General features: G+C 46.8%; 28 protein-coding genes. 14 read left to right on the top strand and 14 right to left on the bottom strand.

Annotated elements, in window-relative coordinates:
• Nucleotides 1-48: 48 nt before the first annotated feature.
• The 8 genes from WCY20_RS06810 to WCY20_RS06845 are packed head-to-tail and all read right to left on the bottom strand — an operon-like array spanning nucleotide 49 to nucleotide 7,568.
• Entirely contained in the window at nucleotides 49-840 is a 792-nt protein-coding gene (locus tag WCY20_RS06810) for a shikimate dehydrogenase (RefSeq protein ID WP_345978057.1), read from the bottom strand.
• Nucleotides 837-2,249: an anthranilate synthase component I family protein gene (locus WCY20_RS06815; RefSeq protein WP_345978058.1), complete on the bottom strand. Its 1,413-nt coding sequence runs from the start codon at nucleotides 2,247-2,249 to the stop codon at nucleotides 837-839. Before WCY20_RS06815 ends, WCY20_RS06810 begins: the two co-directional genes overlap by 4 nt.
• Before the next feature lie 9 nt (nucleotides 2,250-2,258).
• Nucleotides 2,259-3,071: an SPOR domain-containing protein gene (locus WCY20_RS06820; RefSeq protein WP_345978059.1), complete on the bottom strand. Its 813-nt coding sequence runs from the start codon at nucleotides 3,069-3,071 to the stop codon at nucleotides 2,259-2,261.
• A 3-nt stretch (nucleotides 3,072-3,074) separates the two neighbouring features.
• Complete coding sequence (locus tag WCY20_RS06825) at nucleotides 3,075-3,578, bottom strand: DUF1882 domain-containing protein (RefSeq protein WP_345978061.1); 504 nt, start codon at nucleotides 3,576-3,578, stop codon at nucleotides 3,075-3,077.
• Nucleotides 3,578-4,825, bottom strand: a complete 1,248-nt coding sequence (locus tag WCY20_RS06830; RefSeq protein WP_345978063.1) for a serine hydroxymethyltransferase — start codon at nucleotides 4,823-4,825, stop codon at nucleotides 3,578-3,580. The genes WCY20_RS06825 and WCY20_RS06830 overlap by 1 nt, the downstream gene beginning before the upstream one ends.
• Before the next feature lie 54 nt (nucleotides 4,826-4,879).
• The gene (gene lysS / locus WCY20_RS06835) at nucleotides 4,880-6,400 is read right to left on the bottom strand and encodes a lysine--tRNA ligase (protein ID WP_345978065.1); all 1,521 of its coding nucleotides are present in this window, start codon (nucleotides 6,398-6,400) and stop codon (nucleotides 4,880-4,882) included.
• 20 nt (nucleotides 6,401-6,420) lie between these two features.
• A complete protein-coding gene (locus WCY20_RS06840; RefSeq protein ID WP_345978067.1) occupies nucleotides 6,421-6,900 on the bottom strand; it encodes a Fur family transcriptional regulator in 480 nt (159 codons plus the stop codon).
• 2 nt (nucleotides 6,901-6,902) lie between these two features.
• Nucleotides 6,903-7,568, bottom strand: a complete 666-nt coding sequence (locus WCY20_RS06845; RefSeq protein WP_345978069.1) for a CvpA family protein — start codon at nucleotides 7,566-7,568, stop codon at nucleotides 6,903-6,905.
• Nucleotides 7,569-7,769: 201 nt separating this feature from the next.
• Between WCY20_RS06845 and WCY20_RS06850 the strand changes: the two genes are divergently transcribed.
• Complete coding sequence (locus WCY20_RS06850) at nucleotides 7,770-9,122, top strand: 3-deoxy-7-phosphoheptulonate synthase class II (protein WP_345978227.1); 1,353 nt, start codon at nucleotides 7,770-7,772, stop codon at nucleotides 9,120-9,122.
• Nucleotides 9,123-9,252: 130 nt separating this feature from the next.
• Nucleotides 9,253-9,543: a DUF3293 domain-containing protein gene (locus WCY20_RS06855; RefSeq protein WP_345978229.1), complete on the top strand. Its 291-nt coding sequence runs from the start codon at nucleotides 9,253-9,255 to the stop codon at nucleotides 9,541-9,543.
• Nucleotides 9,544-9,563: 20 nt separating this feature from the next.
• On the opposite strand, the gene WCY20_RS06860 is transcribed toward WCY20_RS06855, so the two are convergent.
• From WCY20_RS06860 to gatC, 3 genes are all read right to left on the bottom strand, one after another.
• Nucleotides 9,564-10,640, bottom strand: a complete 1,077-nt coding sequence (locus tag WCY20_RS06860) for a type IV pilus twitching motility protein PilT (protein WP_345978071.1) — start codon at nucleotides 10,638-10,640, stop codon at nucleotides 9,564-9,566.
• Nucleotides 10,641-10,755: 115 nt separating this feature from the next.
• Nucleotides 10,756-11,097 (bottom strand): Spx/MgsR family RNA polymerase-binding regulatory protein, encoded by a 342-nt coding sequence (locus tag WCY20_RS06865; RefSeq protein WP_345978073.1) that lies wholly within the window; start codon nucleotides 11,095-11,097, stop codon nucleotides 10,756-10,758.
• Nucleotides 11,098-11,100: 3 nt separating this feature from the next.
• On the bottom strand, nucleotides 11,101-11,391 hold the full coding sequence (gene gatC / locus WCY20_RS06870) for an Asp-tRNA(Asn)/Glu-tRNA(Gln) amidotransferase subunit GatC (protein ID WP_345978075.1): 291 nt from the start codon (nucleotides 11,389-11,391) through the stop codon (nucleotides 11,101-11,103).
• Between the two features lie 142 nt (nucleotides 11,392-11,533).
• Here gatC and WCY20_RS06875 point away from each other — a divergent pair, with 142 nt between their 5' ends.
• The 9 genes from WCY20_RS06875 (at nucleotide 11,534) to WCY20_RS06915 (ending at nucleotide 17,777) form a co-directional block, all read left to right on the top strand.
• The gene (locus tag WCY20_RS06875) at nucleotides 11,534-12,106 is read left to right on the top strand and encodes a hypothetical protein (protein WP_345978076.1); all 573 of its coding nucleotides are present in this window, start codon (nucleotides 11,534-11,536) and stop codon (nucleotides 12,104-12,106) included.
• 2 nt (nucleotides 12,107-12,108) lie between these two features.
• Nucleotides 12,109-13,101 carry a hypothetical protein gene (locus WCY20_RS06880; protein ID WP_345978078.1) on the top strand — a complete coding sequence of 331 codons (993 nt, stop codon included), beginning with the start codon at nucleotides 12,109-12,111 and terminating at the stop codon, nucleotides 13,099-13,101.
• Between the two features lie 3 nt (nucleotides 13,102-13,104).
• Entirely contained in the window at nucleotides 13,105-13,920 is an 816-nt protein-coding gene (locus WCY20_RS06885; protein WP_345978080.1) for a tyrosine-type recombinase/integrase, read from the top strand.
• 221 nt (nucleotides 13,921-14,141) lie between these two features.
• Nucleotides 14,142-14,462 (top strand): hypothetical protein, encoded by a 321-nt coding sequence (locus WCY20_RS06890; RefSeq protein ID WP_345978082.1) that lies wholly within the window; start codon nucleotides 14,142-14,144, stop codon nucleotides 14,460-14,462.
• Nucleotides 14,459-15,070, top strand: a complete 612-nt coding sequence (locus tag WCY20_RS06895; RefSeq protein WP_345978084.1) for a type III pantothenate kinase — start codon at nucleotides 14,459-14,461, stop codon at nucleotides 15,068-15,070. Before WCY20_RS06890 ends, WCY20_RS06895 begins: the two co-directional genes overlap by 4 nt.
• Nucleotides 15,064-15,684 (top strand): ATP phosphoribosyltransferase, encoded by a 621-nt coding sequence (gene hisG / locus WCY20_RS06900; RefSeq protein ID WP_345978086.1) that lies wholly within the window; start codon nucleotides 15,064-15,066, stop codon nucleotides 15,682-15,684. Before WCY20_RS06895 ends, hisG begins: the two co-directional genes overlap by 7 nt.
• Nucleotides 15,671-16,363: a class I SAM-dependent methyltransferase gene (locus WCY20_RS06905; protein WP_345978088.1), complete on the top strand. Its 693-nt coding sequence runs from the start codon at nucleotides 15,671-15,673 to the stop codon at nucleotides 16,361-16,363. The genes hisG and WCY20_RS06905 overlap by 14 nt, the downstream gene beginning before the upstream one ends.
• A 274-nt stretch (nucleotides 16,364-16,637) precedes the next feature.
• On the top strand, nucleotides 16,638-17,060 hold the full coding sequence (locus WCY20_RS06910) for a hypothetical protein (protein ID WP_345978089.1): 423 nt from the start codon (nucleotides 16,638-16,640) through the stop codon (nucleotides 17,058-17,060).
• A gap of 162 nt (nucleotides 17,061-17,222) precedes the next feature.
• The gene (locus WCY20_RS06915; protein ID WP_345978090.1) at nucleotides 17,223-17,777 is read left to right on the top strand and encodes a methyltransferase domain-containing protein; all 555 of its coding nucleotides are present in this window, start codon (nucleotides 17,223-17,225) and stop codon (nucleotides 17,775-17,777) included.
• 86 nt (nucleotides 17,778-17,863) lie between these two features.
• On the opposite strand, the gene WCY20_RS06920 is transcribed toward WCY20_RS06915, so the two are convergent.
• The 3 genes from WCY20_RS06920 to WCY20_RS06930 all read right to left on the bottom strand — a co-directional run bounded on the left by WCY20_RS06920 (nucleotide 17,864) and on the right by WCY20_RS06930 (nucleotide 19,668).
• On the bottom strand, nucleotides 17,864-18,673 hold the full coding sequence (locus WCY20_RS06920) for an iron-binding protein (protein ID WP_345978092.1): 810 nt from the start codon (nucleotides 18,671-18,673) through the stop codon (nucleotides 17,864-17,866).
• Nucleotides 18,666-19,127 carry an iron-sulfur cluster assembly scaffold protein gene (locus tag WCY20_RS06925; protein ID WP_345978093.1) on the bottom strand — a complete coding sequence of 154 codons (462 nt, stop codon included), beginning with the start codon at nucleotides 19,125-19,127 and terminating at the stop codon, nucleotides 18,666-18,668. Before WCY20_RS06925 ends, WCY20_RS06920 begins: the two co-directional genes overlap by 8 nt.
• Nucleotides 19,128-19,356: 229 nt before the next feature.
• The gene (locus tag WCY20_RS06930) at nucleotides 19,357-19,668 is read right to left on the bottom strand and encodes a NifB/NifX family molybdenum-iron cluster-binding protein (RefSeq protein ID WP_345978094.1); all 312 of its coding nucleotides are present in this window, start codon (nucleotides 19,666-19,668) and stop codon (nucleotides 19,357-19,359) included.
• A 213-nt stretch (nucleotides 19,669-19,881) separates the two neighbouring features.
• On the opposite strand from WCY20_RS06930, the gene WCY20_RS06935 reads away from it, so the two are divergent.
• From WCY20_RS06935 to WCY20_RS06945, 3 genes are all read left to right on the top strand, one after another.
• The gene (locus WCY20_RS06935) at nucleotides 19,882-21,654 is read left to right on the top strand and encodes a YgiQ family radical SAM protein (protein ID WP_345978096.1); all 1,773 of its coding nucleotides are present in this window, start codon (nucleotides 19,882-19,884) and stop codon (nucleotides 21,652-21,654) included.
• Between the two features lie 122 nt (nucleotides 21,655-21,776).
• Entirely contained in the window at nucleotides 21,777-23,114 is a 1,338-nt protein-coding gene (locus tag WCY20_RS06940; RefSeq protein WP_345978097.1) for an SLC13 family permease, read from the top strand.
• Nucleotides 23,115-23,151: 37 nt separating this feature from the next.
• Nucleotides 23,152-24,027 (top strand): TraB/GumN family protein, encoded by an 876-nt coding sequence (locus WCY20_RS06945; RefSeq protein ID WP_345978099.1) that lies wholly within the window; start codon nucleotides 23,152-23,154, stop codon nucleotides 24,025-24,027.
• The last annotated feature ends 49 nt before the right edge of the window (nucleotides 24,028-24,076 follow it).

Consider the following 24,076-nt stretch of genomic DNA (forward strand, 5'->3'; position numbering starts at 1 on the left):
TTCATATAAATTAATTCTAACTTGGTACGGTAATAAAAAGAGAAACGACTAAAAGAGAAAGCTCTCTTTCATGTAGTGTTCGATCGCTTCGAGATCATAGAGGCCCTCTGTAAAGAAGTTGTTGGCAAGTACACCTTGTCCCAGCAGCATATCGGCGCCGTCTTTGGTGGTGATGCCCAGCTCTTTGGACAGCTTAAGGAAGGGGGTCTCCTTCCCGTAGATGGCATCGGCTGAGAATGAGGCTTGCTGGAGCAGGGGCTTTAATATTTCTATCGGGGCAGGAAGATTGTCGTCTTCCAGTCCGGCAGAAGTGGTGTTAACAATGAGATCATACGGCTTGATCTCGATGCTGTCCCATGTCGCCGTGTTAAAACCGTGTGCTTTAAACTCTTCGAGACGGCCTGCAGAGCGGTTGAGCACCGTCACCTTCATGCCTTCGTCTTTGAAACGTGTTGAGAGCGCTTTGGAGGTGCCCCCCGCACCCAGAACCAGAACGCTGTTGATCTTGCCGAAGGGCTTTATGGCGTAGATGAAGCCGTCGGCATCGGTGTTGTAGCCGATCAGCCTGCCGTTTTCATTGACAATGGTGTTGACGACACCGACCTTGCCGGCGAAACCGCGTATCTCGTCACATGCCTTGTAGGCCGCCTCTTTGTGCGGAACCGTAATATTGGCACCACTCAGCCCCAAAGCGAAAAAGGTCTCTTTGAGCTTGCTGCCATCTTTAAGATGCACTCTTGTGTAACATCCCTTAAAACCCAGGGAGTTGAAAACATGGTTATGCATAAGCGGCGAACGCGAATGCGCTACCGGATCGCCGAAGATGGCAAAGAGCTTCACTGCGGATCTCTCAGGTCTCTCAGCGAACTTACCAGTGCACCCAGCTTGTTATGGACCTCCAGATACTCCATTTCAGCAACAGAGTCGGCAACTATACCGGCACCTGCCTGCAGGATCACCTGCCCAGGCTTGACGAGTGCGGTGCGGATCGTAATAGCGGTGTCCATATTGCCGTCAAATCCAAAGTAACCGATGGCACCGCTGTAAAAACCGCGTTTTAACCCTTCGAATTCAGCGATAAGCTCCATGGCACGGATCTTTGGTGCGCCGGTCATTGTTCCTGCGGTAAAAGTGGCGGCAAATAGATCGAACATGTCCTTATCGTCACGCAGTTGGGCAACCACATCGGTAACGATGTGCATAACATGCGAATAGCGTTCGATATGCATCATATCCTCAACCTTGACGCTGCCGGTTTTTGCAACACGGCCGACGTCGTTGCGTCCAAGGTCGATCAGCATGAGGTGTTCAGCCAGCTCTTTTGGATCGGCAAGCAGTTCGTCCTCCATCGCTTTGTCAAGCTCTTTTGTCCTGCCGCGCTTTCGCGTACCCGCAATAGGCCGAAGCAGCAACTCCCCTTCAGTAAGACGGACCATCACTTCCGGAGAGGAACCGACAATGCTGAACGCTTCAAACTCCATCAGAAACATATAGGGAGAAGGGTTTTTGGTTCTCAAGATCCGGTAAAACGAGAAGGGATCAACCTTCACGTTCTGTGTAAAACGGTTGGTCATCAGAATTTGAAAAACATCACCGCTTTTGATCATCTCTTTGGATTTTGCGACCATATTGAAAAACTGTTCTTTGTCGAAAGCGAAGCTGCCTTCATCGTTTCCTTCCAAAGGCTTTAGCGGCGTATAGTGATACAATGATTTCAGATCAGCCTCAATCTCATCAAAGTGCTTGTCAAATCCATCAACCATGCTCAAGAGGGTGATCTGATGGGTCTTATGCGAATAGACGGCTACCATTTTCGGCAGAACCAGGTCAAGATCCGGTATATGCATGGTATCTTCAAGCGCATCCATATAGCTGGCGAGAACAGGTTCGAAAACCTTGACCATATCGTAGCCGATGTACCCTATAAAACCGTCTACGTAACCGATTCCAAGCTCTTTTACATACTGTTTGTATTGCTCGGTATCGATTTTCTTATAGTATGCTTTTAAAAACTCGAAAGGGGTCTCCGCAACAATTTCGGCTGAACCTGTCGCATCAGTGTACATTGTTATATTGTCTTTGTACTGCAGACGTTCACGAGCGCCAATGATGATGATAGAGTAATTTCCTTCGGAACCGCCGGCACTCTCGAAGAGAAAACTGATCTCATCGCTGAAACGTTCTTTAAGTTTTTCATACACCGCGATAGGTGCAAACTGATCGATCATGAAATGTTGTGTTTTGATCACAATAACCCTTTAGAGTTTGATTAAAAATGCCGTTGGCATCACACGTTTTCTTATGACAGGCAATGCTTCACGTGCCGCTGCTTCGGTCTTAAACGGTCCAATAAGGACCTTGGTCAGGGTTTTGCCGTTACTGCTCGATTGATGGAACATATTGTAGGTGTAACCGCGATTTGTTATCTTGTCTAGAAATGCTTGTGATGGTGAAGATTTGGCAAAAGAACCTACCTGGATGAAATAGCTGCCCGTCTCAGCGGCTGCGGCTTGTTTTGTCTTGAGAACACGTTTGCTTTTCGGGTCATACTTCCCGGAAGGACGTTTTTCGGCTGCGGTCGGCTCTTTTTTTGTCTGAACGACTTTTGTTACTCGTTTGGCTGCCGGTTTTGTCTCTGTTTTTGGCGAAGCGCTTTTGACATATTCAGGCTCTTTAATGATCTGCGGTTCTTCAAAGACTTCGACGCTTTGCACCTCTTTTTGTTTCACAGGTACTGTTTCCTGACTGAGAAGTGCTTGGTCAGCCGTCTGCTGCGTTACTGTCTCATCCTCAGCTGACGGCGCTTCGGCAGTTGCATTCTCTTCATCTGGGGTAGGCGCTTCATAGACCGGTTCTACAATAACATCTTCTGCAGCCACTTGAGCCACTTTGGCAGTTTCTGGCGCATGCGGCAGTGACATCTCTGTTTTGGCTGTAAAACGATTCATAATGACCACAACAATGATCAAGACAATAGAGAAAGTCGCAATGGTAAGCAGAACCTTTTTTGTACGGTTGCTCTTACTGCTTTTGTTAAGAATAATGTCGTTGAGCTCGTTTTTTTCTTCCATCAGTTAACCTTTAAAGAGATTGTATGGCAAATTTAAAATATTATAGGCTTCCGGCAGGGCGGAATTTGGAAAGATACGCCACTGCTTTTGGAGCTTTTCTTCCAATTTATCGGAAATTATTTTACCAAGTTCTTCTCTTTTCAGAGCTGAAATGTTGTCACAAGCGATATAGAGATGGAGATGGGAAGGTGTTTTGCTTTCGTAGGCTGCAAACTCATTGAGCCCTTGACTGCGCAGGATCCTAACGGCCCTGTGGTAAAAAAGCTCTTTTTCGCTGCCGTTATAATCGATGACAAAATAGTTTGCGTCGCTTGGAATTGTGGTTGCGATCGTGATTTTTCTGTCGAGATGTTTTTGGATCAGTTCATCGCTGAGATATGCATCGATACGTTCGTACTTGCTTAAGAAGGTGCGGCCTTCAAACGTGATCTTTTCAATGACAATGGGGTGTTTGAGCCAGTAGTGATCTCGAATCAACGCAAATGACGGCGAGATCACACTGGACATTAGTAAGTTGCTTGGTTGTAGATTACGAAGTTTTGTGCCAGCGCTTTAAGCTCTTCTTTGATCGCTGCATGTTTCGCCGTATCATTGATGTTGTCAAGAACATCGCAGATGCGTTCGGCAATGAGTTCGAACTCTTTCTCTTTCATACCGCGTGAGGTCAGTGCCGCAGAACCGATACGGATACCCGATGTGACGAACGGCGAGCGGGTTTCACCCGGAACCGTGTTTTTGTTGACAGTGATGCCGGCATTACCGAGTGCCGCATCCGCATCTTTACCTGAAAACTCTTTGTTTAAAAACGATACGAGGACCAGGTGGTTGTCTGTACCGCCGGAGACGACATCGTAACCGCGTTTCATAAGGACATCAGCAAGTACTGCCGCATTCTTTTTAACCTGGACAGCATACTCTTTCCATTCCGGTGAAAGATTGTATTTGAAACCGACCGCTTTGGCCGCCATGACGTGGACAAGCGGACCGCCCTGAAGACCAGGGAAGATTGCAGAGTTGACCTTCTTGGCAATCTCCTCGTCATTGGTCAAAATCATACCGCCGCGAGGTCCGGCCAATGTTTTGTGCGTCGTTGTTGTCACAACATCCGCATAAGGGAACGGGCTAGGGTGTTCACCGGCAGCGACAAGACCGGCAATGTGTGCGATATCGGCAAAAAGGATCGCACCGACTTCGTCAGCGATCTCACGGAACTTTTTGAAGTCGATCTCACGAGCGTAAGCAGAAGCACCACAGACAATGATCTTTGGCTGCGTGATCTTGGCAATGTCCATAACACGCTCGTAATTGATACGGCCGTCCAGTTCGACACCGTAGGTAAAACTGGAGTAGTTTTTACCCGAGAATGATGGCTTTGAACCGTGTGTCAGGTGCCCGCCGTGTGAAAGGTCCATACCCAGGATCTTATCACCTGCTTTAAGAAGCGCAGCATAGACGGCACCATTGGCCTGTGAACCGGCGTGAGGCTGGACATTCGCAAACTTACAGTTGAAAAGTTTGCAGGCACGGTCGATCGCAAGCTGCTCAACACCGTCAGCATACTCACAGCCACCATAGTAGCGTTTTCCCGGGTAACCCTCAGCGTACTTGTTCGTAAAGACCGAACCCATCGCTTCCATTACTGCCGGCAGTGTAAAGTTCTCTGACGCGATCATCTCAAGGTGATCGGTCTGGCGTTCAAGCTCTTTTTCGCAAAAAGCGTAGATCTCATTGTCAAATTCTTGTAAAAAACTCATTTTTGTTCCTTTTTATTGGTTTGTTAGGCGCAAGAAAAATGTCCTTGTTCCGCGTTATAACTCGTTTTCTTCTTTTTCCGTTTCTGTTTGAAGTGGTTTCATCGCTGGGAAGAGCAGAACATCACGGATGGAGTGCTCATTCGTAAGAAGCATCACGAGACGGTCCATACCGATGCCCTGACCTGCAGTCGGCGCCATACCGTAAGAGAGGGCATTGATAAAGTCTGCATCCATCTCATGGGCTTCTTCATCACCGCCGCTCTCTTTGGCCGCCATCTGCCCTTCGAAACGCGCCAGCTGGTCGAGCGGATCGTTAAGCTCAGAGAAGGCATTTGCGATCTCGCGGCCGGCGATGAAGAGCTCAAAACGGTCTGTCAATGCCGGGTTTTCATTATTACGGCGTGCAAGCGGCGAGATTTCGACAGGATACATCGTAATGAAAGTAGGGTTGATCAGTTTCTCTTCAACATACTCATCAAAAAGTTCGCCTTGAAGCTGACCAAGGTTCATCGCCTCGTTCACCTCGACATTGTGCTTTTTAAGGTAGGCGATGATCTTCTCTTTGTCATTGACGATCTCTTTTGGAACGCCGCCGATCTCCGAAAGCGAATCGATCAGAGGTATCTCTCTGAAGTCTGCGTAATCGACTTCGATCTCTCCATACGGAAGGACAGTCGGCAGATTCAGATGGTCAAACAGGTAGGCGATGTACTCTTTTGTGACCGCGATAAGGTCTTTGTAGGTTTTATAAGCCCAGTAGAATTCAATAGAGGTGAACTCCGGATTGTGTGTGGCGTCCATCCCTTCGTTTCTAAAGTTACGGTTGATCTCAAAGACCGCTTCAAAACCGCCGACGATTAGGCGTTTGAGATAGAGTTCCGGAGCAATACGAAGGTACCGGTCGATACTGAGTGCATTATGATGCGTCACAAACGGCTTGGCATTGGCCCCGCCTGCGATAGGGTGCATCATCGGCGTTTCGACCTCAAGAAAACCTTTCTCTTCGAAGAAACGGCGCGTCAGCGAGATGACTTTTGACCGTATATGAAAGGTACGGCGCACTTCGGCATTCATGATCAGGTCAAGGTAGCGCTGACGGTAGCGAAGCTCTTTATCGGTAATACCGTGAAACTTTTCAGGCAGCGGGGATACCGCTTTGGTCAAGAGTTTAAGCGTCGATACATGCAGAGAGAGTTCGCCCTGATTGGTCACAAAAGGGTAACCGCTCACTTCGATGATGTCACCGACCTCGAAGTTCTTTTTAAAGACGTTGTTGTAAAAGCCTTCAGGAAGGTTGTCCCGTGCAACGTAGATCTGCAGCATACCGCTTTCATCTTCGATCTTTAAAAAGCTGGCTTTACCCATAATACGGAAAAACTTGATGCGCCCGGCCACGGTAAAAGTACGTTTTTCGTCACGTCGATCTTCCATGTCGGCGACATCGCTGTTGACGTCGATGTATTGCGCCATCGTCGTGTTACGTTTGCTTTCATTGTCATAAGGGTTGATGCCGAGTTCACGAAGCGTGTCGGCTTTTTCAATACGCTGCTGTATATATTTGTTTTCTAAATTCAACGAGTTCTCCTGGATCTTCTCTATTTATTATCTGATTTTTCTCGACATTTTTTACAGATACCGTAGATCTGCATGGAGTGGTCTTCCATTTTAAACCCGTGGCTCTCTGCTATTTTATGCTGGCGCTCTTCGATCACTTCGTCGACAAATTCGGTGATCTCGCCGCAACGGGTACAGATCATATGGTCATGATGGTCTTTAGCGCCGAGTTCATATTTTTTGCCTTGTACGCCGAAAGAGAGGGATGAGACGATATTGTTCTCTTCGAGCATGGAAAGGGTTCTATAGATTGTTGCGATACCTGCATTGAGCTCAGGGTATTTTTCTTTAATAAGCTGATGCAAAGCCTCCGGCGTAAGATGTTCCTGAGAGTAGTAAAGGGTCTCGAGGATTTTTTCGCGCTGATTGGTGAACTTAAGCGCTTTCTCTTTAAGAAGGGCTTTAAAGTCGGTCAGGAGTTTATCGTACTCAACGGTACGTTCTGTAAATTCAGACGGCATCTCTATTCTCCTTTGGAAATATTATCTTCGATATGTTGTTTAACGCTCTGTTTGATTTTTTTTGCGCTTTCATCAAGTGTCTCATCGACTTGTTCCGTCACACTCTTTTTGGCTTCATCGATCTGTTCCTGCGCCGTTTGGACACCCTCGTTTATTGTATCGTTGATGTCGCTGCCGACCTCTGCAGGATCGATATGCATGATAATGCTGCCTGTTGCGACCATGGCAGGAAAAAGAAGGCTGTTCTTCATCATCGGTTCAAGATTGACGCGGACGGCCTGAATGCTGTAGACGGCATATGCGATGACGGCGCCGATCAGAAAGAATTTACCGCTGCCGACGATAAATCCGAATACCTTGTCTACAGGACCGAGACCGCTTGCCTTGGAAAGTTTGGTAAAGAGCATGCCTAAAATGATCATCACCGCCCAAAAAATGATCAAGGTTGTGATGAAGCCTACAAAAGTTATTGCGGCCTGCGATTCGAATTTGAAAATGGTGTCGCTGATCAGCCCGCCGACACTGTCGCCCAAACGGGAAGCGACAAAGATCCCGCCTATTATTCCGATAAGACCGAAAAGTTCTTTGAAAAAACCGTTTATGATCCCTTTGAGACCAAGGAGCAAGATGATGATGCCGACAACTAAGTCAAAATAATTAAGTTCCATGGCGATGTGTCTTTTGTAGTTAATTTGCGCGTATTATATCGCTCAAAACTGTAAATTAGATAATGAGACTGTTTATCAAGCCATAAAAACAGGTTGACTTCACAGAATCAGAGGGTTTTTAGTAACTTTTGAGTAATATAATTCTTTTAAAATTCGAGGCGCTATATTATAGTGTACTAATATATTGAATATCAAGGTTATATTATGAGTATCTGGACACCATCAAGTTGGAGAGAAAAACCAATAACACAACAGCCGATATATCCTGACTTGGAGGCGCTGAAGCGTGTTGAGAAAGAATTGAGCTCTTATCCTCCGCTTGTATTTGCAGGAGAAGCGCGAAATCTCAAAAAACAGCTGGGAGAGGTCGCCAACGGCAAGGCGTTCCTGCTTCAGGGCGGCGACTGTGCCGAAAGTTTCTCGGAATTCAGCGCCACAAACATTCGTGATACATTCAAAGTGATGATGCAGATGGCGGTTGTGATGACTTTTGCAGGCGGTTTGCCGGTTGTCAAAGTCGGCCGCATGGGCGGTCAGTTCGCGAAACCGCGCTCTTCCGATACCGAGACAATCGGCGATGTGACCCTGCCGAGCTACCGCGGTGACATCATCAACGGTGTCGAGTTCACAGCCGAAGCACGTGTACCGGATCCAAATCGTATGATCCGGGCCTACAACCAGTCGACAGCAACACTGAACCTTCTTCGTGCTTTTGCAAGCGGTGGTCTGGCTGATCTTCATCAGGTACATAAATGGAACCTTGACTTTACAAATCAGGGTGAGATGACGTCAAAATATGAAGAGTTGGCATCACGCATTTCGCAATCGTTGGAGTTCATGGAAGCTTGCGGTGTGACATCAAATACCTACCGTACACTCAGAGAGACGGATTTCTATACATCGCATGAAGCGCTTCTTCTCCCATATGAAGAGGCATTTACACGTCAGGATTCCCTGACAGGTGACTGGTATGATGTCTCCGCACACATGCTATGGATCGGTGACCGTACACGTCAACTTGACGGTGCGCACATCGAATTTATGCGCGGCATCAACAACCCTATCGGCGTCAAAGCTGGCCCTTCGATGGATCCGGACGAATTGGTCAAGATGATCAGTATCCTCAATCCTGAAAATGAGGCAGGACGTCTCAATGTTATTGTCCGAATGGGGGCTGATAAAGTTGCGGATCACCTTCCTGCATTGATCCGTGCTGTTGAGAAAGAGGGACAAAAAGTGGTCTGGTCATGTGATCCGATGCATGGAAATACCATCAAATCTAGCAGTAACTATAAGACGCGTCCTGTCGATGATGTGCTCTCTGAGATGAAACAATTCTTCCAGGTCCATAAAGCCGAGGGAACGCACGCCGGCGGTGTACACCTTGAGATGACGGGTAAAGATGTTACGGAGTGTATCGGCGGAACGTTCCAGGTGACGGATGAAGACCTCTCTTCACGTTACCACACGCATTGTGACCCGCGCCTCAATGCGGACCAGTCGCTTGAGCTTGCTTTCCTGATCGCAGACACAATGAAAGAGGCAACACACTAATAGCGATACCTTCTTATGCTGAGATCTATCTTCGTAATGTCTACGAGGTAGAACTCTCCCGTACAATACCTTCTCCTTTTTTCTGATAAATTTCAATGACACTCTTTTATTTGACAGAGCATTTGCCATTATTACAGCACACAATCCGCACAATCAACAATTGCAAAGAGAAGAGAACAGGCTGCTGAATCAGAAGTTATATAGCGATTTATATAGTGATTACGAGATTTTAGATGCCAGGGGGTGTCTGGAGGAACATTGTGAAGAGGGTTACCTGGTATATGACATCACGCTTGAAGATGCCATAGATATTGGCAGAAAATACAGCCAGTATTCGATTTTTTATAATTCAGGTTATACACTGAGCTATATATCATGTGAAGAGAAAAATGTGGTTGTTGAGAAAAAGAGGAAAGGGTAGGGCCCATGAGCCCTTTGGGTTTATAACCCGGAAGATTCAAGAATACGGATAAGCTCATCCGCACGGTTGGAATAAGCGACAGCTATGTTTCTGGTTACAATCCGTTTCTGTACAAATTCGACAAGTTGCTGCGTCTGTGTCACCATACCGGTCTCTGACTGATTCAATTGCATTTGTGAATAGACCTGGTGGACCTTGTCTTCACGGATAAGGTTGGCAATTGCAGGGTTTGTCAGCATAAATTCCTGTGAAGCGATACGCCCCCCGCCGATCTTCGGCAGCAGCGCCTGCGCAATAACGGCAACCAGTGATGTTGAGAGCTGCGCCCGTATTTGTGGCTGCACTTCGCCTGGGAAAACATCGATAATACGGTTGATCGTCTGCGGTGCCGAGTTGGTGTGAAGTGTCCCAAATACAAGGTGACCTGTCTCCGCTGCGGTCAATGCTGCACCGATTGTCTCCTGGTCACGCATCTCCCCGATGAGGATGACATCGGGATCCTGACGCATCGCATATTTGAGAGCTATGGCGAAACTTTTGGTGTCATTACCGACATTACGTTGGGAGAAGAGACTTTTTTTATTGTTATGAATGAACTCGACCGGGTCTTCAACGGTAATGATGTGTCTGTTCTCCGTCTCATTGATCTCGTTGAGCATCGCCGCCAGTGTGGTCGATTTACCGGAACCGGTCGGACCAGTGACAAGGATCAGACCTTTTTCGCGTTGAATGATCTTTTTAAATGCAGGATTTGCGTTAAGGTCATCAAGACTCGGAATATCGATAGGAATGATACGGAAGGCACAGGCAAGATCTTCTAACGTTTTATAGTAGTTGGCACGGAAACGCCCGATCTCCGGCAGCATGATCGCAAAGTCAAGTTCGCCATGCTCTTCAAACTCTTTTTTCTGCTTTTCGGTCAACAGTGAGTAGGCCATATCTTCGATCATCTTGCCGTCGAGCGTCGGCAGGTTCAGTGCGACCAAACGGCCGTCAATACGAATCTGAGGTTCAGAACGCGAGACAAGGTGAAGATCCGATGCTTTATAGGCAACAACACTTTTTAATAATTTTCTAATATCTAATGCTTGACTCATAAAGTCACTCCTGATTATGCTAGAGACTGTAGCGGTATTTTTGGGAAACCGGTCTCATCTCTGTATATTGTATTATAAATCTTTATGAAATAAATTAATTTCATAGAAAAGTTGCTTATGCGAACATCTTTTCATAGCTTTTTTGGTCGAATCCGACCATGATTTTGCCGTCATAATCAAGAACCGGCCGTTTGATAAGCAGATTCTCTTTGCAGAGCCACATAAGCTGCTCTTCTTCATTTAGGTTCAACTCTTTCAACTTTAGTGTCCGGTAGGTCGTACCTCTGGTGTTGAACAGTGTTTTCATCTCCACCTGCTCAAGCCAAGGCTTGACAATGGCGCAATCAACAGGATCTGCTTTAAAATCAATGAGCTCATAAGCAATTTCGTTTGCTTTTAAAAACTTGACCGCCTTTTTGACGCTGTCACAGTTTTTAATCCCATAGAGTTTGACCATGATCTACTCGATGATCTTCGGCACGACAAAGAAGTGCTCTTCGCTTTGCGGCGCATGCTCCAAAATGTCGTCATTGATGCTTGCGTCACATGAGGGCTTGTCCACACGTAAGAGCGTACCGTTATTTGTCATCGCAAAGTTGTCGTCAACATTCTGCGTGTCAAGTTCCGAAAGGTTGTCAACAAAATCAACAATACCGCTAAGCTGGGCGATTATCTCTTCTCGTTTGTCATCTGCTACCGTTAAAAACGAGAGTTTTTCCAGACGTTTTAATAGTGCGTCATCTACTTGCATATTTTTTCCTGAATTGTTTTTCTTTATTCTAACAAAAAAAGCTTATTTATAGGGCTGATTAGGGCTGTTTAATATAGCATTGGATAATATAACATCAATTTAAACGAGGATGATACTAGTGAGTTTAAAAGAAAATATAGAAATGGTTAAAAACGAGCTCAACAGTGAAGAGCAGTTTTTTGAAAAAGCGGTTCAGACAGAACGTTTTGTTAAAAAATATAAAAAACCTCTGATCGGCCTTATAACGGCTGCAGTTTTGGCCATCGGTACCGGTTCGGCTTATGATATCTACACACAGAACAAGATCGATCAATCCAATGCCGCTTTTAATGTTTTAATGGCGGATCCCGATGATCAGACGGCGCAAGAGCAGTTAAAAACACTTAATCCAAAATTATTCGATGTATGGTCGTTGTCAAAAGCGATGAAATCAAAAGATAAGGAAGCGCTCCGTACACTTCAAAGCTCTGATGCGCTTGCGGTCGCCGACCTGGCTTCATATGAACTCGCTGCCATCGAAGAAGACACCGATGGTTTACAGAACTATGCGCAAAAGAGCGGTGCACTGCTGAAGGATCTGGCCCTGATCGATGCCGCTGTCTTATTACTGGAAAAAGGGGATGTGACATCAGCTAAAGAAAAGCTCTCCATGATCGACATCAACTCGCCTCTCTACGAATCAGCACAGTCTCTTGCACATTACGGGGTGAAGTAAGAGTGAAAGCCTATTCTTCTCTTATTTTTATAGCCCTTGTCATCTTCAGCGGATGCAGCAACAAAGAGTACTATACGCCCGAAGTAGTTAAAGGTGACTGGGAGAAGTCGTCGTTTTTGGAAGAGACGATTGTCCGGACCACTGCGGACGGTGCCGTTTTGGAAAATGGTCAGATATTGACAAAAGAGGGGCTCCAGGAGTACTATCTGCCGGAGGGATATGGCTATATAGGCCAAAGTGACGGCTGGATAATCGCCTCAAAAGTCAACGGCGAGCTTCTGCTGCAGCGTATTGATGACAAAAGCAGACAAATACGCCTTGAGCTTAAAAAGACGATCGCCGGTGCTACCGTCAAAGGCGACAAAATCGCTGTTCTGTTTGCTACGAATGAGATGGCACTCTACAGACTCTCAACAAAAGAGCTGGTCTTTAAAGAGAGCGGCAATGCCCCGGTAGCCGTCGATACCCGTATTGTCAATCCTTATTTTCTCAACGAGCTTGTGCTTTATCTGACACTTGACGGCAAGGTCGTTATTATCAACTCCGACACCAAACAGGTGCTTCGTTCGATGTTGGTCAGCTCCGAAGATAATTTCAACAATATCATCTATTTCAATGTCATCGACAATGTCATGGTGGCCGCAACTGGGTACCGTCTCTTTTCATTGAGTGAAAAAGAACGTCGTGAGAAGTATGAGATGCGTGATATTATTTTCAGCAATGATGGTATCTGGATCAATACGAAAGAGGGTGAGGTCATAGCGCTTACGCCGTCGCTTCAGCTGAAAGCGAAACGGAAATATCCTTTTGCACACTTTCTGGGCATGATCTTGACGGATGATAAACTCTACCTGCTTGAAAAACAGGGCTACATCATCGAACTCAGCAAAGATCTTACCGAATCAAATGTATATGAGCTTAACATCGATGACGGTTTTGTCTATGTCGGAAACAAAGCCTTTTATATCAACGATGTGGTCTATCCTGTCGAGTGATCGATGTCAAACGAACTTGAGGCTTTTCTAGAGTATATTCAAGTCACGAAAGCCCTTTCGAAAAAGAGTTGTGAAGCGTATAAAAGCGATCTTCTTCAGATCGAAGAGTTGACAAAAAAACCGCTGATCGCTCTCGATACCGCCGGCACCTTGAATGCACTCTCTGCGTATGAGAACAAACGGACGCTTAACCGCAAACTCTCCGCCATCAACGCCTTTTTCGATTTCTGTTTCCGAAGTGAGTTCGTAGCGGATCGCCAAAAGATAAAACTCGCAAAAATCCCGAAAAATCTTCCTAAGTTTTTGAGCTATGAGCAGATACGAAGCGGTATAAGCAGTATCGATCAGACGACATGGATAGGTAAACGCGATGCGGCATTGATCCTCTTTCTCTACGCTACCGGAATGCGTATCAGCGAGTGTTTGAATATGCGCCGTGAAGATATTGACGGCAACTGGCTGCGGGTACGCCACGGCAAGGGAGAAAAAGAGCGACTTATTCCCGTGGCAAAAGAGGCGCTGGGACTTTTGCAGATCTATCTTCAGGAGGTGCCCTTTGAAAAAGAGCAGATCTGGCTCAATTACACCGCGAGCGGGTTAAGCCGCGTCTCTGCTTTCAAAATCACCAAAAAATATCTCGGTGTCTCGCCCCATGTCCTGCGTCACTCCTATGCAACTGCACTGATTTTGGGCGGTGCGGATCTTCGTGTCGTCCAGGAGCTTTTGGGTCACTCCTCGCTCTTGACAACACAGGTCTATACCCATATACAGAAACAGAACCTCCAAGAGACCGTTTTGAAACATCATCCGATGGCATGAGCCCTTTTACCGCCGTATTTTCGCAACACGCAATAGACAAAGAAGCAAATCTGAGCGACAGCAGACGTGCAGATCCCTGCCATAAACCAGCCGAAAAAGTACGGCAGGACCTGACTAACCCAAAACTCACCCAAAATCCACTACAATAACAACACAATTTCTAAAGATTTCAAGGGTAATACTACGTGCTTCAGATTCACGAAATTCCAAAAAGAGAGTATATGAAAGCATTGATCGATCAATTGCAGTCCAAAGGCAAGCTCTATAAACAGCTCATCGAGATCCAGCCAAAAGAGTTGAATGTGCGCAATAAGATCCGCATCTTCTCGGCGACCGACATGAACGGCTACCATACAGCACTTTTTATGGTCTCGCAGAAGAGCCGTCTGTTGATGAAAGATGTGGCCAAATTTGAAGAGATCTATCAAAAACTGGTGACATACAGCGGGCATAACTACAAATACAGGATATTGATCATCGATGCGCCGCTCTGTTCCAAAGCTAAAAAAGCCTTCGGCGAAGCCAAATGGAAAATAATTTGATATTTTGCGATATCGGCAACACCTCGTACCACTTTTTAGAGGGGGAGAATGCATTCAAAGTATTGGCGGAGGAGTTCGATCCGGCATCCGTTAAGGAAGAGGTCTACTATATCAGTGTCAACCCTACGGCGGATAAAAAATTGTCCGCACTCTCCAATTGGCATGATATGCGCAGCTGCATTGATTGGGATAGCTACTATGAGACGATGGGTGTTGACCGTATTATGGCCTGTGAAGCGATAGAAGAGGGGCTGGTCATTGACGCTGGAAGCGCCATCACCGTCGACCTGGTGAATGAAGGCAGATTCGAGGGCGGTTTCATCTATCCAGGTCTTGCGGCGATGCGAGAGAGCTATGCCAATATTTCCCCGAGACTGGACTACAGTCTCAATTTTGAGCTTGATTTGGATAAAATGCCGAAAAATTCCCGGGATGCAATCAGTTATGGGGTTCTTCGCACGCTCTACAGCGAAGTGACGCGCCATAACAAGATGATCTATCTGACAGGCGGGGATGCCGAAAAGTTGGCAAAAATATTTCCTGGGGCGGTTGTTGATGAACAACTGCTGTTTAAGGGGATGAAAAAGATGATGGAGATGAGATGTTAACAGTTGCACTGCCTAAAGGGCGCATCGCACAAGAGACACTGGAGATATTTGAGACGATTTTTGGTGAGTCGTTTGCCTTTGATGATCGTAAATTGATCTTAGAAACACCGAACTTTCGTTTTTTATTGGTGCGCAACCAGGACGTCGCGACGTATGTCTACCATCAGGCGGCCGATATCGGCGTGGTAGGGCTTGATACGCTTGAAGAGCAGGGACTGGATGTTATTCGCCTGCTGGACCTTCGCCGCGGAGTCTGCAAGGTGGCTATCGGCATGCGTAAGGGCGAGAAACTTGACCTTACCAAGGCAGAGATAAAAGTCGCTACCAAGATGGTCAATATTACCAAGCGCTATTTTGCGGAGCGCGCGATTGCCGCAGACGTGATCAAGCTCTACGGCTCCATTGAGCTCGCGCCGCTGGTCGGGCTTGCCGACATGATCGTCGATATCGTCGAAACCGGAACGACCATGAAGCAGAACGGCCTTGAAGTGGTCGAAGAGATCATGGAGTCTTCGACCTATCTCATCGCCAACAAAAACAGTTTCTTTGAGAAAAAATCAGAGATCCTTGATATTTACGAAAAGATCAACGACGTTGTCAATGAAACGAAATGATCTCGAACTGTACGCCCGTGTAGAGCATCTCCTCGGCATCGAAGAGTCCACCCAGTTTCTGCACGACTCCTACGCGCAGACACTTGAGGCCTACGGCGTAAAATCGGTCCTCGACATCGGCTGCGGCCGGGGCGGTTTGATGGAACAGCTCGCTTTTGACAATATCGAGGCGAAGGGGATCGACCTGAGCGAAGTGATGGTCGCAGAGGCGAAAGCCAAGGGGCTGAATGCGGAATGCATCGATGTCGCCGATGAAAAAGGGCAGTACGATGCGGCTGTCGCCGTCTTTGATGTCCTGAACTTTATGAACACCGAAGAACTCGAGACCTTTTTGGACAATGTCGCCAAGGTACTGAAGCCAAAAGGGCTGTTTATCGCCGACATCAACACAAAATACGGTTTCAGTGCGGTTGCCGAGGGTACGATGAACGCCGAAGACGAACATGGCTTTCTGAGTGTCGATGCCGTATTTGACGAAGATGAACTGCGTACGATCTTCACCTATTTTGAAAAGGGCGAGGGTGAATGCTACACCAAAGAGCAGCAGATGATTACCCAGTACTTTCATCCGCTCTCGTTTTTCCGGCGCAAACGGGCCCTGAAGCTCATTAAGCATGAGAAAATATCGCTTTACGACAGAGATGATAAGGCACTTTTGATCTTCTCGAACGAGTCGTAAGAGACGTTCTCCTCTTATGGCATTTACAGCCTGAGTGTCGAAAGACATTCAGCCATTTCACCTTCAATCCATTGTTCTGATCAGACCTTACATATCTAATTTACAACAGCTGATCTGCAGCATCAGTTTCAATTCCTGACATCCGCAGATAAAAATTTTCATCTCCTGTTAAATATAATGGTTGTGATATATAAGTCATTTATATAATTTAAAATAAGATTTTTTTTAAATATAACGTGATATGATGAATTATATTTAAGTTTAGGAGTTAGAAATGAAAAAAGCAAGTTTATTCATGATCGGTATTGCGTCTTTGGTGGTGTCAAACGTCTGTTCTGCCCAAACAACCCAGGAGATGGGGGATATCTACGTAAACCGTTGTGCCAACTGCCACGGCGCCACTGCAAACGGCGTCCCGCAGATCAAAGAGGAACCCGGTGTTAAATCCGAAGAAGCCGGAACACACGGTATCGCTTCGCAAGAGAAGACAAACATTTACGGTCCTGCGTTGAATACATTGACCAAAGAGGAGCTGGTTGATAAGCTGGTCGACCTCAGAAGCAAAGGTTTTGAGAGTCACTATTACGACTCTGTCATGAGAGAGAATCTAAAAAACATCGAAGAGCGTGAAGGGAAGGTCTCTGACGAGAAGATGGCGGAATATATCTACAACACCTTTGGTGAAGGCGCCGAATAATTCCATCGCACTTGCAGCAGGACACCCCCTATGTTCTGCTGTTTAACTCTTTTAGTGTGTATCTTCTGCAAAATCTTTTTTGTTAGAGGTTGATACTCTTCCTATAATAATTCAATTGTCTCTATTTCGCTAAAATCTTGGCCATTATCAACAAGGATATTTATGCTAGAAGACAAATCCAGATGGAATGAGAAGTACACGACAATGCCTATGCCGGACAAAGTAGCGAAGATCGTTGAAAAATACCTCCCTTTAGCAACGGTAGGCCGGGCCTTGGATATTGCAGCCGGTACAGGACGCAATACCCATTATCTTGCAGAAAAAGGGTTTGTGGTCGATGCCGTTGACTATTCGGACTATGCCCTCTCTAAAATAAAAAACATGGCAACGATCAACAAGATCGACACTGATCTCGATACCTATAGACTTGACTATAACACCTATGACCTTATCGTCAATTGCAATTATCTTGACCGACGTCATTTTCCGCAGATCAAGGAGGCGCTGAAAGAGGGCGGTCTGCTCCTCTTCGAGACCTTTATAGTGGCCCACGGCGAAGCGTATCATCAGCCGTCGAACCTGGACTTTGTACTGCGCAAAAATGAGCTGCTGCACACCTTTATCGGTCTTGATATTATCTATTATGAAGAAAAAGATGATATCAATCTCAGCGGCGAGAAAGTGAAGATCGCTTCTCTCGTGGCCAGAAAAAGATAGTAATCGCTCAGACAGACAATCGTTGTCTCTGTAAAGGGGGATCTTCGAGCCTGTTCATAATGAAGAGTGGCTGTGAAACGCCTACTTTACAGCAGCTTCTTCATCAACTCAATATGGTAGTTTTCCTGATAATTGATGAAGTCAAAAAACTGTGAAAGTTCCGTGTCATTGACGGCTTCGGCCAAGGCACGGCACTCCTCTTTCGCGTTCTCCTCCTCCTGGATACCGTTAATCACAAACTTCTCTATGTCGGTGACCTTGTAGGTCATCTCATGCAGTTCGCGGGGCAGGGCCAGGATGCCCATCTGCGCCATCATATTCCCGAATGATTTGAGGTGGAAATGCGATTCATCAATCAGATCCTGGAAAACATTGAAATGGAGCAGTTCGCCGGTACGTGCCTGCATATAGGCATAGACCAGAATAAGTTCATACTCTTTGTAGGACTCTTCGAACAGGAAGATGGTCAGTGCATCGGTCTGCACGGCGTCAAGGTTCTTACTAGGCATTGTGCGGTGCATGTCGAAAGCGGTGACTCTGGCATCATTTTCACTGTTTTCGAGCAGAGAGGCAAGGTACTGGATGAGATAGTTCTCATCGGTGATGATCCTTGCCGTCAGGACGCCGGGTTCATAAACTTCCTGGGCCGCTTTGATCTCCCGGATAAGGTATTGAAAGATCTCAAAGTTGCTTTCTCTCTTGTGCAGTGTCTTTGAACGGTCATAGTTGTAATCGTCACCCTTTTCAAGAAGAGACTCCCCCAGCCATTTCATATGACGAAAGGCGATCATCGAAAAGTCATAGAGGCGCTCTTTGATCTCCCTGTTTTCGACAGCAAATGAGGCAAACAATATATCGAGCCACAGTTCGTGTTTTACCTGGTAGAGCTTATTCATTCTCATCCTTTGCTTCAATCTCGCAGCTCTCTTCGCTGTTGATGACATGCATCTCTTCTTTTTCGCCACGTTTGAGGTTTTCCAAATTAATGAGCGAGGCGATAAATGCGTTAAAGACCATTTCGGCACAGATGCGCTGCTGCGGCGTCACAATGCCGATCTTCTGCTCAAGCAGTGCGATCGCTTTTTTCCCGTCTTCGATACTTTTGCCTTTGATGATCTCGGTAAACATTGAACCCACGACAACGGTGTCCTGGCAGCCGTTGGTCGCAAATCGGACATCGTTGATGGCGTCATTGTCGGTCTTGATGTAGAAAATGACGAACTCACCGGTCTTCTCATCATGAGCCACACCGATGCCGTTTGCATCGTCCAGCTTACCGTAATTCTGAGGATCCATCAGATGTTTTAATACTTCGGGGTTCATTCCTTCCGGTACTTCAATATTTTCCATATGTTTTCCTTTATTATCCCCATATTTTACTAGATTTTACTAGTAATTTAGCACATATCTTTCACATCTGCACGGAGAAGGCGATTTATAGTGTAAATTGGAAAAGCTCTGTCGAACTATGGAGAAGAAAAAGTTCATGATCAACGATATAATCCGGATTGTAAGAATATGGTTTCACGTCCTGAGGAGATGAGAAACACAAAGTCAATCGTTACTGCAGTAAAAAATATCAGGTAAAAAGTTCGGTGTGTTGACGTGCTTCCATATAGACATCATCAATAGTGACTGAACCCTTTGGTAGTTCAAAAACTGACATGCCATGCTGCTCGCAGATTGTACAGACAGAATCATCAAACGTATGGCAGACTGTTGCATCAGCACCGTGATCGCTGATCAGTTCGACGACCAGACTGCTTTTCTTTGTGTTGTCAATGACCTTGTAATAACCCGTATCTGTATCGAGCAATGCAAAAAACGGCGCTTTGATGTACTCTTGAGAAATCGTTGTCGCTTCTCTGCGGTCGAGTGGAATTGCAATCATAACTGACTCCTATCATATTTGGGTATCTATAAATATATCGTAGTAGAAATATTTTTAAATCACTTTTATGTTTAAAAAGTAAACATGCAGCATATACCACCTTTATATGGTTCTATATTGATAGGAAAAACGAAGTTATATTATATAATATTGATAAAGAGAGGCCTGTTTTTCGATATAATTTCAAAACAATAATGCCTTGAAAGATCACCTATGAGCAGAAAAAAACCTATTAAAAACAATACAGACGAAGCTGCTTTTAGTGAGAAGGACTTTCTTGTCACTACCCGTGAGGAGATGGAGCGCCGCGGCTGGAAACAGTGCGACGTCGTCCTGATCTCGGGTGATGCCTACATCGACTCGCCGTTCATCGGTACAGCGGTTGTCGGCCGCATGCTTGAACAGATGGGCTACAAGGTCGGCATCATCGGCCAGCCTGACATTGAAAACGGTGAAGATATCGGCCGCCTGGGCGAACCGCGCCTCTTCTGGGGTGTCAGCGGCGGGAGCATCGATTCAATGGTCTCCAACTATACCGCCACGAAGAAGTTTAGAAACAGTGACGATTATACTCCCGGCGGCAAAAACAACAAGCGACCCGACCGCGCGGTGCTGGTCTATAGCAATCTGATACGCCGTTATTTCAAGAACACCGTACCGATCGTTCTCGGCGGCATCGAAGCGAGCCTGCGCCGCGTTACGCACTACGACTACTGGACCAACAAGCTCCGCAAGCCGATCCTTTTTGACTCCAAGGCCGACATTCTTATCTACGGCATGGGCGAGACTGCGCTCCGTGAACTGGTACATGCACTGGACGAGGGGAAAGAGTACCGCGACATCAGGGGGCTTTGCTACATCGCCAAAGAGCCGGTTGAGGCGTACCACCAGCTGCCGTCACATGACGAGTGCCTTAAGGAGAAAGAGAAGTTCATTGACCTCTTCGATCTTTTCTACGACAACAACGATCCCATTTCGGCCAAGGGGCTATGCCAGAAGGTCGATACGCGCTACAGCATCCAGAACCCGCCGTGTGACTACCTGGATGAGAGTGAGATGGATGCCGTCTCGGCCCTGCCATTCACCCGCGAACTCCACCCCTACCACCGACCGCAGGGGAAGGTAAAGTGTCTTGAGACCATCAAGTTCTCCATCATGACCCATCAGGGGTGCTGGGGCGAGTGTAACTTCTGTGCCATCGGCGTTCATCAGGGCCGTACCATCCGCACCCGTTCCGAAGAATCCATCGTCGCCGAGGCCAAGGAGTTCACCACCTACAAAGATTTCAAGGGGATCATCTCCGATGTCGGCGGTCCGACGGCCAATATGTACGGCTACGAATGTAAGAAGAAGCTCAAACTCGGCACCTGCGACCATCAGCGTTGTGTCGACTCCCGCCATCTCTGTTCATCGATGCGCGTTGACCACAGCCGCGTCATCAACATGATGAAGCAGGTGAGAGAAGTGCCGGGAGTCAAAAAGGCTTTCGTCGCTTCCGGGATCCGTTACGACCTGATCAACGAGGACCCGAAACACGGCTACTCCTATCTCAAAGAGCTGGTGCGCCACCACATCTCCGGTCAGATGAAAGTAGCGCCTGAGCATACGCAGCAGCACGTGCTGGACCTTATGGGCAAACCGGGCAAGCAGACGCTGATCGACTTTAAAAAGCTTTATGACAAGCTCAACCGGGAAGAGGGAAAAAAGCAGTTTCTGACCTACTACCTCATCGCGGCGCATCCCGGCTGCGAAGAGAAAGACATGCACGAGCTGAAACGTTTTACGCAGGAGGAGCTCAAGATGAACCCCGAACAGGCACAGGTCTTTACGCCGACACCTGGAACCTACTCAGCAGTGATGTACTATACCGAAATGGACCCGGTAACACGCAAGAAGATCTTTGTCGAGAAAGACACACGCCGTAAAGAGAAGCAAAAAGAGATCGTGGTCAAAAAGCAGGTTTTTAAAAGAGGATTTGCGAGTTAACTTACTACACTCCTGATCAAATCCATAGCGTATGTTCGATACCAATAGAAACATAATACCACCTGGAATATGTATTTCTATTAATACAGCCTCTGTGAAAGGTCTGTACGCTAAAATCCCGTATGAACATTTTAGTATTTGACACGCCCATGTTGGTTTCTGCTCTCATCATGACAATCACGTTTATAGGCATCTTTACCGAGGGGCTGCACGGCTTCCATCGTACGAAATTTGCACTTCTTGGCGCCATGGCGATGGTGATCGCGGGACAGATGCTGGACTTCTATTCTCCCGAAGACGCTATAGAGGCGATTGATTGGAATGTCGTGCTATTGTTGGGTACGATGATGACTATTGTGGCCATCATGATCCCCACCGGCGGTTTTCATATTATTGCCTACAATGTCGCCCACTATAGTCGCGGAAGACTCTTTTTACTGATGGTTCTAATCGGCTTGGCGGTATCTCTTTTCTCTCTTATGCTTGACAATGTGACGACTGTTGTAATCTTTGGCCCCCTGATCGTACTGATCACCCAGGCATTAAAGGTCAATCCTGTTCCCTACCTCATCGCCGCTGCGATGCTTTCAAATGTCGGCGGTGTTGCCACCTTGGTGGGCGACCCGCCAAACCTGATGATCGGTTCTGCAGCACATATTGATTTCAGTACTTTTCTGATGCATATGGGAGGCGTCGTCATGGTCGCATGGATAACGATCATGCTGGCGCTTCGGTTTATTTTCCGCAGAGAATTGAGCGAAATACCGTTGATACCTGATTTCTCAAAATCCCTTGTGCTCGAAGACAGCAGGACATGGCAAGCTGCGATCTTGGCTCTGAGCATCATTGTCGTTTTGTTTATGGTGCACCACCTGCTTGGATGGGAGCCGTGGATGGTTGCCGCTTCCGGTTTTGTGTTTCTGCTCTTTATCGCACCAACGATCGATCTGGACAGCACCTTTGCAAAAGTGGAGATCACGCTTTTGACTTTTTTTATTGCGCTCTTTATCCTGATCGGCGGCGCAGAACAGAGCCATTTTTTACAGTTTATCGGTACTTTTCTTCTCCCTTTCGTTAAGCATGATCTGCTGCTCTCAACGATCCTGCTTATGTGGATTGCCGCGCTTCTTTCCTCTCTGATCGACAACATCCCTTTTACCGTGGGGATGATCCCTGTGCTTCTGGGGCTGGAAGCGCACGGCATCAACATAACGCCTCTTTGGTGGGCATTGGCTATCGGTGTCGGCATGGGCGGTAACGGCACGCATCTGGGCTCTACGGCCAATGTGTACGTTGTGACGCTCTCAGAACGCATCGCAAAAGAGTACAGTGATCCTTCTCTGGCGATCAAACCCGGAATGTGGTTTAGAAAAGGGACGCCCGCAATGCTGCTTTCGCTGCTGGTCTCTTCCGTATTGATGGTGATCTTTTTTGATTATTTTTCGACACCGATCCCCTAATCGGTAGTAGAAAATAGTCTATTCTCAAAGGAAAACTGTGTTTAAAAGAACAGGTTCTATTCTCATTGTTTTTCTGATCTTCGCACTGCCCCTGGATGCCAAAAGCCTGCTTTATCAAGTCAGTTCTCCAAGCAGTACCGTCTATATACTGGGCTCCATACATCTGGCAAAACCGGAGCTCTACCCCCTGAGGAGTGTGATCGAAGAGTCTTATAACAAGAGCGATGTGCTGGTTGTTGAAGTCGATGCCGAAAGCAGTGAATCGATGATCGCCATGCAAAATGCTATGAAGACCTTGGGAACCTATCCTAAGGGCAGAACGCTGCGGAGTGAATTATCGGAAACAACGTACAGGGCATTAAGGAGCTTTACCCGCAAGAGAGGCATACCCTTGGAGACCCTGGAGCCGATGCGCCCCTGGGTGGTGATGATGCAGCTCAGTATGACGGAGATGCTGCGTTTGGGCTACGCTCCCGAACTGGGCATAGACAAACATTTTCTTGACCGCGCCAAAGTGGAGAGAAAAGCGATTGTGGCGCTCGAGACCATTGAGGAGCAGATGACACTGCTCAGCAGAGAGGACAGGGCCTACCAGGAGAAGCTGCTGCGCTACACATTGGCATCGATGGATGAGATGGAAACGATGCTGAACAGATTGTTCACAAGCTGGAAAAACGGTGATGCTGAGGCGATGGAGAAGATGTTTCTTCTCCCCATGCAGAACGATGCGGATTTGAAAGATATCTATGATGACCTTGTGACCAGACGCAACTACAAGATGGCAGAGAAGATTATGGCTTACTTAGGTTCAGACAGAGACTACTTTGTCGTTGTCGGAGCAGGGCATGTCGTCGGCAAGAAGGGGATAGTCGATCTGTTGGCGACTCAAGGCTATGACGTCCTGCAAAAATAACGGAAAAAAATCGGATAGGCTCTTTTGTCCAATCTCAGAAATATAACAG

Source organism: Sulfurimonas sp. HSL3-7 (assembly GCF_039645985.1).
Classification (GTDB): domain Bacteria; phylum Campylobacterota; class Campylobacteria; order Campylobacterales; family Sulfurimonadaceae; genus Sulfonitrofixus; species Sulfonitrofixus jiaomeiensis.

Bases quoted from the DNA above. Each gene is read 5' to 3' on its own strand.
- WCY20_RS06920 (WP_345978092.1), bottom strand. From the start codon at position 18,673: ATGAATAAGCTCTACCAGGTAAAACACGAACTGTGGCTCGATATATTG.
- WCY20_RS06940 (WP_345978097.1), top strand. From the start codon at position 21,777: ATGAACATTTTAGTATTTGACACGCCCATGTTGGTTTCTGCTCTCATC.
- WCY20_RS06885 (WP_345978080.1), top strand. From the start codon at position 13,105: ATGTCAAACGAACTTGAGGCTTTTCTAGAGTATATTCAAGTCACGAAA.
- gatC (WP_345978075.1), bottom strand. From the start codon at position 11,391: ATGCAAGTAGATGACGCACTATTAAAACGTCTGGAAAAACTCTCGTTT.
- WCY20_RS06865 (WP_345978073.1), bottom strand. From the start codon at position 11,097: ATGGTCAAACTCTATGGGATTAAAAACTGTGACAGCGTCAAAAAGGCG.
- hisG (WP_345978086.1), top strand. From the start codon at position 15,064: ATGTTAACAGTTGCACTGCCTAAAGGGCGCATCGCACAAGAGACACTG.
- WCY20_RS06925 (WP_345978093.1), bottom strand. From the start codon at position 19,127: ATGGAAAATATTGAAGTACCGGAAGGAATGAACCCCGAAGTATTAAAA.
- WCY20_RS06875 (WP_345978076.1), top strand. From the start codon at position 11,534: ATGGTTAAAAACGAGCTCAACAGTGAAGAGCAGTTTTTTGAAAAAGCG.
- WCY20_RS06845 (WP_345978069.1), bottom strand. From the start codon at position 7,568: ATGGAACTTAATTATTTTGACTTAGTTGTCGGCATCATCATCTTGCTC.
- WCY20_RS06915 (WP_345978090.1), top strand. From the start codon at position 17,223: ATGCTAGAAGACAAATCCAGATGGAATGAGAAGTACACGACAATGCCT.
- WCY20_RS06935 (WP_345978096.1), top strand. From the start codon at position 19,882: ATGAGCAGAAAAAAACCTATTAAAAACAATACAGACGAAGCTGCTTTT.
- WCY20_RS06830 (WP_345978063.1), bottom strand. From the start codon at position 4,825: ATGAGTTTTTTACAAGAATTTGACAATGAGATCTACGCTTTTTGCGAA.
- WCY20_RS06890 (WP_345978082.1), top strand. From the start codon at position 14,142: ATGAAAGCATTGATCGATCAATTGCAGTCCAAAGGCAAGCTCTATAAA.
- WCY20_RS06860 (WP_345978071.1), bottom strand. From the start codon at position 10,640: ATGAGTCAAGCATTAGATATTAGAAAATTATTAAAAAGTGTTGTTGCC.
- WCY20_RS06905 (WP_345978088.1), top strand. From the start codon at position 15,671: ATGAAACGAAATGATCTCGAACTGTACGCCCGTGTAGAGCATCTCCTC.
- WCY20_RS06840 (WP_345978067.1), bottom strand. From the start codon at position 6,900: ATGCCGTCTGAATTTACAGAACGTACCGTTGAGTACGATAAACTCCTG.
- WCY20_RS06820 (WP_345978059.1), bottom strand. From the start codon at position 3,071: ATGGAAGAAAAAAACGAGCTCAACGACATTATTCTTAACAAAAGCAGT.
- WCY20_RS06825 (WP_345978061.1), bottom strand. From the start codon at position 3,578: ATGTCCAGTGTGATCTCGCCGTCATTTGCGTTGATTCGAGATCACTAC.
- WCY20_RS06930 (WP_345978094.1), bottom strand. From the start codon at position 19,668: ATGATTGCAATTCCACTCGACCGCAGAGAAGCGACAACGATTTCTCAA.
- WCY20_RS06910 (WP_345978089.1), top strand. From the start codon at position 16,638: ATGAAAAAAGCAAGTTTATTCATGATCGGTATTGCGTCTTTGGTGGTG.